The sequence below is a fragment of the Erwinia sp. INIA01 genome (assembly GCF_025947915.1).
Lineage (GTDB): Bacteria > Pseudomonadota > Gammaproteobacteria > Enterobacterales > Enterobacteriaceae > Erwinia > Erwinia coffeiphila.
In genome coordinates, this window is sequence record NZ_JAPDNC010000008.1 from 90,989 (window position 1) to 104,786 (window position 13,798).

The 13,798-nt window shown below is 57.3% G+C and carries 7 protein-coding genes; all 7 read right to left on the minus strand.

What is annotated here, in order from left to right; translation table 11 throughout:
- Positions 1-25: 25 nt before the first annotated feature.
- The 7 genes from OMR58_RS15220 to bcsA all read right to left on the minus strand — a co-directional run bounded on the left by OMR58_RS15220 (position 26) and on the right by bcsA (position 13,776).
- Positions 26-1,312, minus strand: coding sequence for a dicarboxylate/amino acid:cation symporter (locus OMR58_RS15220; RefSeq protein ID WP_200560648.1), 1,287 nt, complete (start codon positions 1,310-1,312; stop codon positions 26-28).
- A gap of 149 nt (positions 1,313-1,461) precedes the next feature.
- Positions 1,462-3,486, minus strand: coding sequence for a biofilm formation regulator HmsP (gene hmsP / locus OMR58_RS15225; protein WP_200560649.1), 2,025 nt, complete (start codon positions 3,484-3,486; stop codon positions 1,462-1,464).
- Positions 3,487-3,661: 175 nt separating this feature from the next.
- Positions 3,662-4,669, minus strand: coding sequence for a glycosyl hydrolase family 8 (locus tag OMR58_RS15230; RefSeq protein ID WP_264546327.1), 1,008 nt, complete (start codon positions 4,667-4,669; stop codon positions 3,662-3,664).
- Positions 4,670-4,677: 8 nt separating this feature from the next.
- A complete protein-coding gene (gene bcsD / locus OMR58_RS15235) occupies positions 4,678-5,142 on the minus strand; it encodes a cellulose biosynthesis protein BcsD (protein WP_200560650.1) in 465 nt (154 codons plus the stop codon).
- Between the two features lie 2 nt (positions 5,143-5,144).
- Positions 5,145-9,188, minus strand: a complete 4,044-nt coding sequence (locus OMR58_RS15240; RefSeq protein WP_200560711.1) for a cellulose biosynthesis protein BcsC — start codon at positions 9,186-9,188, stop codon at positions 5,145-5,147.
- Positions 9,188-11,680, minus strand: a complete 2,493-nt coding sequence (gene bcsB, locus OMR58_RS15245) for a cellulose biosynthesis cyclic di-GMP-binding regulatory protein BcsB (RefSeq protein WP_264546328.1) — start codon at positions 11,678-11,680, stop codon at positions 9,188-9,190. Before bcsB ends, OMR58_RS15240 begins: the two co-directional genes overlap by 1 nt.
- On the minus strand, positions 11,677-13,776 hold the full coding sequence (gene bcsA, locus OMR58_RS15250; RefSeq protein WP_105593691.1) for a UDP-forming cellulose synthase catalytic subunit: 2,100 nt from the start codon (positions 13,774-13,776) through the stop codon (positions 11,677-11,679). The genes bcsB and bcsA overlap by 4 nt, the downstream gene beginning before the upstream one ends.
- Positions 13,777-13,798: the final 22 nt, after the last annotated feature.

Consider the following 13,798-nt stretch of genomic DNA (forward strand, 5'->3'; position numbering starts at 1 on the left):
AGTGAAATTTTAATAAATTAAGTGCTTAATTAGCGCTATCAGTGAGATTTTTTTGACTCTTACCGGCATTAAGCGTCGATTTTAGCTGTTTCTCATCCAGCTGGCCGACCCATTTTGCCACCACTACGGTGGCCACACCGTTACCCACCAGGTTGGTTAAGGCGCGGGCTTCCGACATAAAGCGGTCGATGCCGAGGATCAGCGCCAGCCCGGCGACCGGCAAATGCCCCACTGCGGATAGCGTGGCTGCCAGCACGATAAAGCCGCTGCCGGTGACACCTGCGGCGCCTTTGGAGGAGAGCAGCAGCACCACCAGCAGGGTAATCTGATGGAAAATATCCATATGGCTGTTGGTGGCCTGGGCAATAAATACCGCCGCCATCGTCAGATAGATCGACGTCCCATCCAGATTGAACGAGTAGCCGGTAGGGATCACCAGCCCGACGACGGATTTTTTACAGCCGAGCTTCTCCATTTTATCCAGCATGCGTGGAAGCGCCGATTCGGAGGAAGACGTACCCAGCACGATCAGCAGTTCTTCTTTAATATAACTGATAAACTTGAAAATATTGAAGCCGGCCACGCGGGCAATGAATCCCAGTACGAGCACCACAAACAAAATACAGGTGATATAGAAGCAAACGATCAGCTGGCCCAGCTGTACCAGTGAACCGACGCCATATTTACCGATGGTGAAGGCCATAGCACCAAATGCGCCAATCGGGGCGAGGCGCATAATCATATTGATAATGCCGAAAATAACCCGCGAGAAGCTGTCAATAAAGTTGAATACCAGCGTGCCTTTATCGCCCAGGCGATGGAGTGCAAAGCCAAACAGCACGGCGAACAGCAGAACCTGTAGAATATTACCGCTGGCAAATGCGCCAATAACGCTACCGGGTATCACATCCAGCAGGAAGGCAACAATGCCCTGCTGTTCTGCCTGCTGGGCATAGACCGCCACGGCTTTCGCATCCAGTGTGGCAGGATCAACGTTCATCCCGGCACCTGGCTGCATCACGTTGACGACGATCAGACCGATGATAAGAGCGATAGTGCTGACCACTTCAAAGTAGAGCAGCGCGACCGCGCCGGTGCGGCCCACGGCTTTCATGCTTTCCATACCGGCAATACCGGTTACCACGGTACAGAAGATTACCGGAGCAATAATCATCTTAATAAGCTTAACGAAGCCGTCACCCAGAGGCTTCATTTGCGCACCCAGTTCGGGATAGTAATGGCCCAGCAATACGCCAATAGCAATGGCGGTCAGTACCTGAAAATACAGGCTTTTAAACAGGGAAAGTTTCATAAAATATCCGTTATCGGCGGGAATACGATAGGGCGAAAATAACACCCGGGTAACGGGATTGATATAACCGGAGGGAATACGGGGTCAGCCATAACGCAAATTTATGAACTGAATCACTTCAGCAGAAGATTCCTATAACCTCAGGTAAATTAACATTCTTCACGGTGATTTATCACTTTTCCAAGGGAAAAATAATAACGGTCGAACTGGCCTCGCGGTAAAGGTTCCGAATAGAGATAACCCTGACCGATATAGATATCACGCGCCAGTAGCCAGTCGCGCTGTGCTTCGGTTTCTATCCCTTCCGCCACCACATCCAGCTTGCTGATGGCGGCTATTGACGCCACAATTCGCACCATCGTGTCATCATCCGGCAGCGCAGACACAAAGCTGCGGTCGATTTTAATTTTGCTGATCGGCAGGGATTTAAACTGATTCAGCCAGTTCAGATTGGCATAGCCCATACCAAAATCATCCAGCGCAACGGAAATCCCCGCCTCATGCAGCGCCTGTAACAGATGCAGCGCGTGGTCAGACTCACCTACCTGTGCGGTTTCGGTGATTTCCAGCACCAGGCTGCCGGGAGTAATGTTATGCCGATCGATATGTTCACGCAGATGGGTAACCATATCGGCATCGCGCAGCTGAATCGGCGACAGATTAACGCTCAGTGTCAGCTCTATGCCCCGCTGCTGCCAGTCTGCCAGCAGGCGACAGGACTCCTCAAAGACCCAGCGCCCAAGGGCATTAATCACGCCGATCTCTTCTGCATTAACAATCAGGTCGCTCGGCAGGCACCAGCTGCCATCCGGCTGCTGCATGCGCAGCAGGGCTTCTGCACCAATCACTTCGCCGCTGCGCATATCGATCTGCGGCTGGAGCCAGAGGGCAAACTTACCCTCTTCGATCCCCTGCAGAATGTCGAATTCCTGGGTCAGGCGCTTCTCGGCTTTTTCCGCCAGTTCAGAATCAAAGAACAGGATCTGATTTTTGCCCTGATGGCGGGCGGACATCATCGCAGAGACGGCACGCCCCAGCAGCTCAGTGGCGTTCTGCCGGGTTTCCGCTCGCTGCGCCATACCGATGCTGACGTTGGGCCTCAGCTGCATATGCTGAAGACTAACCGGTTGATTAAGTGTTTGTAACAGGCTGTTCGCCAGCCGCAGCGCGCGGAACGGGTTATCCGCCTGTTTGACCAGCAAAGCGAAGTCACAGTTGGACAGCTGCGCCAGCACCGTTTGTTCATCAATGCAGCCGCGGATTTTATCCACCAGCGTCAGCGTTAGCACATCCCGTTCGCTATCGCTGACGATGCCGTTGGCGTCCAGCAGCGTCTCAATGCGCAGCACCAGCACGGTGAAGACGCCACCGCCTTTCACCGATCGCAAATGCTGTTCCAGCAGCGCCAGGAACAGGGTTTTATTCGGCAGATCGGTGAGCGAATAATGCGTGCTCAGTCGGCTGATGTCCTCGTTCATCGCCCCCAGCGTTAGCTGGTTGCGGTTGTAATTGCGGATCAACAGGCCGATTTCATCGTTACGGTGGTAGCGTGGCAGCGCCAGCTGGTGGCTCAGTAGCTCCTGCGGCGAAAGGTCCTGCAGATCCTGGGCGATTTTACGCACGGGGCGAACAATCAGGCGGTTGATACACCAGCTGATAGCGACAGAGAGGATCAGGGCCAGCAGCAGGAAGGTGGTCACCATGGTTGAAACGGCGCTGAGGATAAACTGATACACCCGCCAGGAGTCGGCCTGCAGGATCAGCAGCGCCAGCGGTTTGGGGTTTGCGGGCTCAATAGAGTAGAGCGGCACGGTGATCTGCACCGGCAACTCAAACAGGGTGGCGATAAACTGCGGTACCGGTTTTTCCGGTTCGAAATCGGTGTGCAGCGCCTGCAGGCCGTTGGGCAGCACCACTTCGGCACGCGCCAGGATTCCCGCCGGGCGCAGGGAGTTTAGGATGAATTCAGCCTGGGGAATATCCGCCTTCAGCACCGCCTGAGACAGCGGCTGGCGCACCGTATGGGCAACATTTTCCATTTGCTGGGCGTAGTCAATTCTGCGCTGCTGCACAAAGTGGAAAAGCTGTATAACGATAAAGATGCAGATGGTGACGACCGCAACGCCCGACACCGTTGCCATTTGCTTAATCGTTAGTGAACGACTGACGCGCAAGCCTGTTCTCCAAAGCCTGAATCCCCGGATTCGTGGCGCATAAGGCAAAAAACTGCCCTGAGTATATCCTATGGCAACCGCTTGTTAAGCTATCACGCTCTGCGACTATCGGTTTAAGCGTTTTCCGATCGTTTCCCTCTCCGTCGCGGAAAGGCGACTGGCTCCTGAGAGCCAGTTATTGCTGCTGTTGCAGAAATGCCAGCCAGGTCAGCAGATGCAGGCTGGAGGAGTAGTAATCTTCGTTACTGCTCAGCGCATCGTTGAGATAACCGGTTTCATTCAGCGTTAAATCGCGCACCGACAGCAGGCCACCGGCCATATTGTACGGGGCTTTCTCGCCGCTTAACACATCGATCCATGCCGGTGTTTGCAGACGCTGGAAATCACCCCAGAAGCGCTGGAACGGGACCAGTTGAGGATTCTGCGCGTCGTACCAGTGCAGATAGAGCGGGATGCGGATGGCGTCATAGCTAAAGCGCGGCGGCCAGGCTGCGGCCGGAGCAAAGGTGCCGTCGGCGTTCAGCGCTACCCAGTCCAGCGGCAGATTCGTATCGCCAAACCGCATTTGCGCTAGCAGTTCCATTCCGTCACTAATCAGCTGATTCCACACCTGAAGATGGCTGCGTCGGGCGAAGTCACGCCATGCCGGAAACACAAAGTAGGAAGGATTCAGGATCACGTAGCTGTTTTTATTGAAGCCCTGAGCGCCCGGCAGCATCACCGTGTAGCCGCCAAACGGGATAACGTTCTGTGCCAGAATGGCCCGCTGAATGGCGTCTGACGCTTTCAGGTAGGCCTGAACGTGCCATTTTTCCCCAGCCTGCTGTAGCGCCCACGCAATAAGCACATCACCATCGGAGGCATTGTTTTTATCCGCCACCGGGTCAGCCTGGGTCGGAATATAGCGCCAGTAGAACAGGCCATTGTTCGGGTTTTTTAGCGTGTTTTGCGTCCAGTTCCACAGCTTGTCAAAACTGGTGCGGTCGTTGTATTGCACGGCCATCAGCATGGCGTAGCCCTGCCCTTCCGTGTGGCTGACGTTTTTGTTACCGGTGTCCTGAATGCGACCATCACTGGTCATAAAGCGTGTCTTAAAACTGCCCCAGCCGTCCGCAGCAAAGGCCTGGGTACATCCCAGTGCCATTACCAGCATAATTACCGTCGCCCTCAACATCGCAATCATCGTATCACTCAGGCCTTATAGCGGAAGCGGAGTGAAACATCGCTGGTCGCTTCCACGCTTAGTGAAACGCGATCGTATCCTCCCTGCTCACGCAGCCAGCGGGCGTACAATCCGGTCAATACTGCGCTCAGAGCGAGGTGCCACTGATGCAGCGGCAGTGCGCCATCTGCTACCGGCAGCGCCAGATGTTCAATAATCATTGCGCTGTCGGAAGGCTGAATGTCGATAAAGCCCCAGTTAAAGCGCGCCAGCACCTGGTTAATCTGCTTTTCCAAATCGCCAACGGTCGCCGCTTTACCCAGCGGGTAACGGCCCGCGAGGCTGTCCCCCATCTGCTGCAGGAAAGCCTGGCTCTCACGCTCGCCGGCATTGCCCATCATGCCGCCGATCATCACGCTCAGCAGGTCAAACCAGCCTGGCTGACACTGCTGCTGACGATAATATTGCAGGGTACGATCCTGTAACTGGCTCATGCTTATTGACTACCTCCCAGCATGTAACGGAAATAAAGTTGCGCCGTGCTTTCGTTATATTCACCAAAGGTGTCATAACCCAGCTGACCACCGACGGTGATATTTTTATTAATCTTGTAATCCGCACCCGCATGAAGATTATAGCCAACTCCGCTCTTACTGCCGCCGGAATAGTAGGCTTCTTTCGCAAAACCAGCAGTAACTGCTGATTCCAGCGCGGATTGCCACTCAGGATTGTTCGGATAATAGGCGCTGCGATCCTGGGTATAGGCCTGATAACCCGCCGAGCCGCCGATACGCACGCTCAGGTCGTCATAGCTTTGCGAGTAGTCGATCGGGAAGGCCACGCTGACGAAGTTTTGCGGGCTGAAGTAGCCGCCCTGGCCGTAGCTGTAGTAGCTCAGGTTCTTTTTGAAGTCCATCCAGCTCAGGCTGATACCGGTTTTCAGTTCGCGATCGTCGTAATGGTACGGACGAACGTAGGCACCGGCGTTGGCGACCAGGCTCTGGTTGCTGGCCACGTTCTCACCCAGATAGCTGTATGCCCCTGCGCCGACGTAGAATCCGGCATCGCCGTCGTCATAGCTTAACAGGGCGTTACCGCCGTTCTTGGTCACCCGCCCCCAGTTGCTGCCGGAGAGCTTATCCTGCACGCCCACATAGGAGAGCAGACTGTCGGTGACGGCACGACGCTCACCGGTGAGGATCAGCGTCAGGTAGTCGGTCAGCTTCGGTGCCCACTTCACGCCACCGACCATGGTGCTCAAGTCCTGGCCCAGCGGCGTGCTGCCGAGGTCGATCTTGTAGCTGGTGCCGGTCAGCGCCAGGTTCAGCTCAACGCCGCTGGCGTTCTGCGAGTCGCTGGTGCCGGTACTGGCACTGTCGACGCTCGGTTTACGCGTGGAGGCGATGAGATAGTTTTTCAGCGCCGTGTTGTTGTTCAGGCTGGTCAGGTTTTTCAACCCGGTGGCGGTCAACGGGTTTAAATCTTCAAATTTCACACCGTCGAGCGCGGTCAGCGCGGTCGCTACCCCCGGATTGGTGGTGTTGAAGGTCGTCAATTCGGTATCGGTTAAGCCGCTGACGTAGGTCTGCTCGCTTTCGATGGTGCTGACCAGGTTGCCGATAGCCTGTTCGGTTGCGCCGGAACCGAGGCGGCGATAGGCATCGCCGGTGGCGCTGCCCGAGCTGAGATTAATCGGCGTAACGGTAAAGTCAAAGTGTGCATCGCCCAGCGGTGAACTGGTCCAGGTCAGCGGCGCTTTGGCTTCGGTCAGTTTACTGAGGCCACTTTCACCGTCACGGCTGCGGATCTGCACTCCGGCCTGCATCCAGGTTCCGGTGTCTTTTTCCAGATCGGCCATCATGGTATCAATCTGGGCCAGCGTCTGGTTTTCTCTTAACAGCGGTGCATTACCCATGGTGAAGGTGGCGCCCGGAATATCGCGGTAATCACGATAGGTCGGCGACAGCTGCCACGGCATGGTTTTACCGTAGGTTGACGGTGAAGGACGCGGCGAAAGCGTGGTGCGGTTGATAAACGGGTTATCTGACATCGCCAGACCGCCGATCCCCGCACTGCTGCCGGTATCCGCGCCCGAAAGCCCGATCACCTTGCCACGTGCGGTGCGCAGGTAGCTCAGCGCTTCGTTATGGTCGCCGTCGGCATTCGCCACGCGAGCCAGCAGCAGCAGGCGCTCAGGTGACTGCTGACCGCGCAGGCCGGTACTCAGTGAGCGCGCGCGTGGGACATCGTTCAGTGCCAGCGCCACGTTGATAGCGCCTTCACGCGCATCCTGATTCGGCGTATCGCGGGTCATCAGGTAGTCGTAGACCACGCCGGCTTCTTTATTCATTTTGCCGGACTGATAAAGCCGCGCCATGGCAAACATCAGGTCGGTGTTCTGCGGATCTTTCTGCAGGGCCGTAATCAGTTTGTCGTAGGCCGCAGCGTACTGTTTTTGCTCGCGCAGACGGTCGACTTCATTGATCACGCCACCGTTGCGAATACCGGCCAGCTGAGTTGGCGTACTGCGCGACTGGATTTCCGGGCTGCTGAGGAAGCTCTGCGCCTCGGCACCTAATCCTGCCTGCTCAAGGACGGCGGCCTGTGCGGCATAGTCCCCGGCGTTGCCCTGCACGCCACGGCGCATGTTGCCGCGTACTACCGACACGGCGGTGCTCATATCGCCCGCCTGGGCCAGGGCTTTCGCCAGATTACCAGCATCGGACGGGCTGGACGGCGGGTTGGCTGCCAGCACTTTCAGCGTATTGGCGGCGGCGGCACTGTTGCCCTGCGCCAGGTACTGTTTTGCCACATCCATCTGCTGATTAAAGCTGGCCCGCTGTGCCAGCGTGCGCATATCGGCGTTCTGGCTGCGGGCCGGAATACGCGACAGCAGGCTGTTGGCCTGCGCCCACGATCCTGTTTCGCTGGCAAACAGCGCGGCGGCGTAAACTTCGTTGCTGGAGGCACCGTTGCGGTAAGCGGGCTGCATGACACCTGCGGCCTGAGCCGAATTGCCCTGCTGCTCATAGATACGAGCCAGATCGAGGCGCAGCCACGGATCCGACGGGAAGCGCTGCATCCCCTGCTGTAGGATCGACACCGCACGCTGCGGGTTACCCGCGGCCAGCGCCTGCTTAGCCTCGTTACGCACCGGATCGCTGGTGGCGACCGGGCGCGGCGTGACCGCAGCTCGAACGCTGGCTGGCAGTGAGGCCAGCAGCGTATTGGCTTCCGCCGTACGATTCTGCTGACGCAGCACGTAGAACAGCCCTTCTTTGGCCGGGCGGTTGTCAGGCTCGGTTGCCAGCACGCTGCGGAAGGTCTGTTCCGCCTGATCGAGCTGGTTGCTGCGGCGCAGCGCATCGCCACGGAACAGTTTGGCGGAAACGCCTTTTTCACCGGCGGCCTGAGTCAGTGGCTCGCTGAGCGACAGCGCCTGTGCGGTATTGCCGGATTTCAGCGCCTGCTGAGCGGTGGCCAGCTGACCATAGAAACGGGCATCATCCGCCTGCTGCTGACGCTGCTGGCTGTTATTGCCGCCCAGTTTGGCCGCACGCTCAAGGTAGTCGGCGGCCTGAGTATAATTGCCGTTGCGCTGGGCAACGTAGCCCAGACCGGCCAGCGCATCCGCATCTTCCGGGTTAACCTGAAGTACCTGGTCGAATGCGTTTTGCGCGCCGGAAACGTCGCCGCTGTTCAGTGCGTTAAAGCCCTGACCTTTGGTTTCTCCACCGACGTTTTTACGGTAGTAGGCCATCACCGCCGTATCCTGCGGATGACGCTGCTGGTAGTTCTGATACAGCGCATCATCGGTCGGTTTCGGACCCAGCCACAGCAGCGCCTGGCGCAGCGAGCGGTCGGCATCCGGATTGGCCGGAGCCATCGTTTCCAGCGACTGCAAGCCTTCACGACGAGTGGATTCCTGATAGGTCAGCGCTTTGGCCAGCGCCAGCTTGGCGGCGTTATCCTGCGGGTTCTGGGCACTGAACTGGCGCAGGTTATCGATCGCCTGCGGCAGCATGTTACGGTCACCGGCCATCGTCAGATAGTATTCCGCCGCCACGCTGGCAGGCGGCTGGTTGCCGCTGAACGTGTTGCGCCAGGTTTGCAGCGCGGCGGCGGTGTTGCCGGTGCGCGCCTGCTGACGGGCCAGCGACAGCTGTGCTGCCGGAATCGACTGCATCTGGCGGGCGTTATCCAGCTCAACCAGACGCGGGTCCTGCGGCGACACCTCACTCAGCTTGGTACGCCATTTGGTCATGCCTGCGGTGTCGCCGTTCTGCTGCGACCACAGGGCCATCAGATACATCGCCTGGGTGTTGTTACCGTCCACCATCAGCACTTTCTGTAACGCTTCACGCGCCAGATTGTCATGCGATTTCTGATGCCAGTAGTTTGCCTGGTCAAAAAGCGCCTGAACGGCCGGGTTGTTATCAGCCGCCATCAGCGGGAAGGAGATGACCGACAGCGCAAGGCTGCCGCCGATCATCCAGCGATGGCGAATTCTGGCGCTTAACTGTGTGAGTTGTGTTTTCATCATTCTTTTTTCTCGCCAGAGGAACGGGATGATTTCGGTGGATGCAGGCGACGCCATGAGTGGCGTTTCAGCAGCACGTAGGTACTTAATCCCACTAATGTCGAACACAGCAGTGCCACAAGGGCCATCAGAACGGAGTGCTGGTTGGCATACCAGACCACCATCATGTACCACGGCATTTGTCCGCTGGGGAACTGGGCGCCAACGCGGAAGCTGCGCACACCGGTTTCATCCGTAATGATAGCCGTATCGCCGCGAATACCGGCGTTGATGCGCTGCAAGGTTAAATCGTTGCTCAGGCGGTTCAGCTGATCGTCGTCGGTCGCGATGGTCATCACCACCAGACGGCTGCCGTTCCACGGCGAGCGATAGCTGACAAACCCGCGCCAGTCTTCGTTAGAAGAGAGATCGCGGTCTGCATCCAGCGATTGCCGTGACCAGTCGCCGGTCAGCCAGCTGCGAAGTTTTTCCAGCGTTCCCTGCACTTTCACGCCCAGCGTATGGCCGTGAACTTCATACGGTGAAGCGGCCAGTATCGACTCGTTGAAAGCAGTTTGACCGAGCGTGGACACCGCCAGCACATCGCTGTTTTCCAGACGTTCGCGCATCGCGCCGCCGCCAGGTACGCCGAACACAACATTGTTGTAGGCCAGTGCTACGCCGGTGGCATTACCGGAACGTCCGGCCATGTTTAACAGCGCGCTGATTTCGGCATTAGCTGGCTTCTCAGGCAGCATCAGTACGGTCTGGGAATAGTCAGCCAGACGCGAGAACGGGAACGAGGCACCGACGAAGTAAGACAGGTTCGGCAGCATCGCGAAGTGGCGCGTGTGGCTCAGATCGATCGACGAGTCTTCTTCGATTCGGCTCTTAATATTGTTGTTAGTCAGAACGCTACAAGGTGCGTTGGCCTTCGGTTTGATATTGAAATAGAGCTGCAGCTGGTTATCACCGTAAATCAGATACGGGTCCAGTTTCAGCGTGTATTTCTCCTGGCGTGCGTCGCCGCCCAGGCGGTGCCAGATATTTTCCAACAGCCCGAGTTTATTGACCGTCAGATTACGCAGGAAAGTGCCGTTCAGGGTGACGTTAAGAACGGAGTTATCTTCATCAATCCAGTTTTCAGACGGGAAACGATAGTTCAGCTGCAGCGGCAGCGTATCGCCGTCCCACAGGAACAGATCCGGTGCCGCGCGGAAGTTAACCCGCAGCGCGTCATGCCAGATGCCGTTGGCAGTCAGGTTCTGATCCTGGCGCAGCAGCTCGCTCAGGCGAACCGGGCGCTCGGTATTAATCCAGCGCGGAGCGTCATAAGGTTTACGCAGCGGCAGCGTTTGCTGGCCCACTTCCAGCTGGGCGCTGTCTACCTTCATTGGCTGTAGCAGACGGGTTGCCGCCTGGCGCAGTTGTAGATCGTCCTTCCCCACCACCAGTAGCAGTTTGTAGACCGGGTTGTCCGGGTTATCGACGATTTTCACCAGCGGCACGCTGGTTTGCGGCAGCGTCAGGCTGGAGATCACTTCACCCGGGTGGCCGAACACCACGCCGTTTTTGTCCGGCAGCTGGCCGCGCAGCACCGGGAAGGTAATCCCACGGTAGTCCGCCTGAATGCCCAGCCACGACGCCAGGATTGCCGCCGCGCTGACTTCGCCCGGCTGAATATTTTCGCCAAACGCCATGGAGACGCTGGAGGAGTTCATCCGCAGCGGATCGAGGAACGGCCGTGGGAAATTGCTCAGGCTGGTGCCGATGTTCAGCTGCTGGCCTTCCAGCGACAGCGTGGTCGTTGGCAGGATCGTCACCTGGTACTGATCTTCGCTATCGCGCTCGCACAGGAGCTGGTCGGCATCGTTAATTTTGAAGCTCAGGTTGTTGCTAGAGACCACCATCGCCGCCGGGATATCCAGCTGATAGTCTTCACTTTCTTTATCCGACGCGCTCAGCGGCAGCGTACCCAGAGGCTGACCGTTCATCATCAGCTGCAGTGAGGTATTACGCGCCGCCAGCGCGGAAGAGACCTTCAGCGACAGATTCAGACGCGCATTGGTGATCACTTCATCGCCCGGCAGCGTAAAGGTGATACCGGACTGCAGCTGGCCACCGGTCAGCAGCACGCCCTGTGGCTGGCCCATCTGTGCAACCGTCACCGTACTGGAGAGCGGCTGATTCAGGGAGACCATCGGTGAGGTATCCGCAGGCGGAGCAGGAAGCGGAGGCAGCCCCGGCAGCTCGGCCACCGATCCCGGCGGTAGTGCCGGTTCGTTGCCCGCAGGCAAGCCGTTTTCCGCGCCCGTTGCCGGTGCCGGATTTTCTGATGCCGCAGCGGGCTGATCGTTCTCTTCAGCTTCCTCGCCGTTACTCTGGTTGGCAGGAACAAAGTTATTCAGTAAGTTGCCAAACTGCGAATTGTTGTTGGCCGTATCTGCGGCGTTGAGATTGCTCAGCGTCAGCGCAGTACTCAGGCACAGTGCGCGAAGTATCAATTGCTTCATGCCACTCCATCCTTCTCAGCACGCATACGGCGCTTTTTATTCGCGCGGCGATCTTTCCAGGTCAGCCAGAACAGTTCGAATACTGTACGAATGATATTCACCAGCGAGCGCAGCGGATTATCTTTTGGCCCTTCAGGTTTCAACCAGGCGTCAGCACGGGACAGCACCACGCGCACCAGCTCGCGGCGGCGCGACAGCGGAATATCCTTAAACTGGAAGCGCAGTACGCCGGAATCAGCGCTGATCAGATGAACCGGAATCGAGATAGCGCCGGAGTGCAGCATCAGTTCGATCTCTTCAATTTCATCATTCTCGAAGCGCTGATCCGGTGCGGTTAGCTGTGCGCCGCCCATCGACAGGTTGATGGTGTGGCAGCGTGAGGAGATACCGCTGGCATAGTGCACAATTGCCGGGATGTTCACGTCGATACGAATGGTTTTACGTACCTGCTTGGTTTCGCGCGCTACGGCAATCGCTGCCATCAGTATCACCAGGCTGAAGGTGGCCCAGCCGACGTTCAGCGCAATAACGTAAGGGTCTACGCCGAAGTAGTCGTGAGCGGTGGCGCGTACGATGCCGCTGATCACCCCGGCTGCCAGCAGCAGGGCACAGATCACGTGTGGACGTACGATGTTGAAGTCGAAGAAGCCCACATCCAGCAGGCCGCCTTTATCCGTTACGTTAAACTTACCGTGCTTCGGCGAAATCATCGTCAGCAACGTCGGGATCACCAGGTGGAATGCCATCACCGTTTCGTAAATTTCACCCCAGAAGGTGGCGCGGAAACGGCCATTCATACGGGAGTTCACGTACAGCGACAGCACCAGGTGCGGCAGCACGTAGGCGAAGATCAGGCTGGCCGATGAGTGAATAATGTTCAGGTTAAACAGCAGGTAGGCCAGCGGCGCCGTCAGGAACACCACGCGCGGCAGACCGAACTGGAAGTGCAGCATGGCGTTGAGGTAGCACAGGCGCTGCTGCCACTTCAGGCCACGGCCCAGCAGCGGGTTGTCCACGCGGAAAATCTGCGTCATGCCACGCGCCCAGCGGGTACGCTGAACGATATGCAGACCCAGGCGCTCGGTAGCCAGACCGGCAGCCAGCGGGATGGCCAGAAACGCGGAACCCCAGCCCAGTCGCTGCATTTTTAATGCGGTGTGCGCATCTTCGGTCACGGTTTCCACCGCAAAACCATTGATCTCTTCCAGCGCGGAACGGCGAATAACGGCACAGGAACCACAGAAGAACGTTGCGTTCCAGTTATCGTTACCCTGCTGTACCGGGCCGTAGAACAGCGCGCCTTCGTTAGGGATTTCGCGAGCGGCTTTCAGGTTACGTTCAAACGGGTCCGGCGAGTAGAAATAGTGTGGCGTTTGCAGCAGCGCCAGCTTGTCATCTTTCAGGAAGGCACCCACGGTGGCCTGCAGAAAGGTGCGGGTGGCTACGTGGTCACAGTCAAAGACGGTAATCAGTTCACCCTTAGTGATTTTCATCGCGTGGTTCAGGTTACCGGCCTTGGCGTGGCGGTTGTCGTCGCGGGTGATATAACCCACGCCGACGTCGGCGGCGAAGCGGGCAAATTCGCTGCGCTTGCCGTCATCCAGCAGGTAGATCTTCAGCTTGTCGCGCGGGTAGTCGATACACTGCGCGGCCAGCACGGTGTCGCGAACCACATCAAGGCTTTCGTTATAGCTGGGAACGTAAACGTCCACCGTCGGCCAGAGTGAAATATCATCCGGCAGCGGTTCGATGGTGCGTTTTAGCGGCCAGGAGGTCTGCAGGTAGCCGAGAATTAAAATCAGCCAGACGTAGAGTTCGGCGATAAACAGGCCGATACCCAGAATCGCTTCCACTTCGGAATTGAAGTGCAGGGTTTCGGTAGCGCGCCAGTATATATAGCGGGTCGACATGATCGCGGAAAGAAATACCATGATCAGCGAGACCGGCTTGCTCTTAATAAAGCCCAGCAGGAACACAATACCAATGGAAATCAGACCAAAGGTATATTGTTTCTGGCTATCCATCGGAGTGATAACGATTACCGCCGCAACGGGCAGTAAGATGAGTAAGAGCAGATAAAACAGGACTTTATTCATAAGTCATCCTGAACACGTGTGG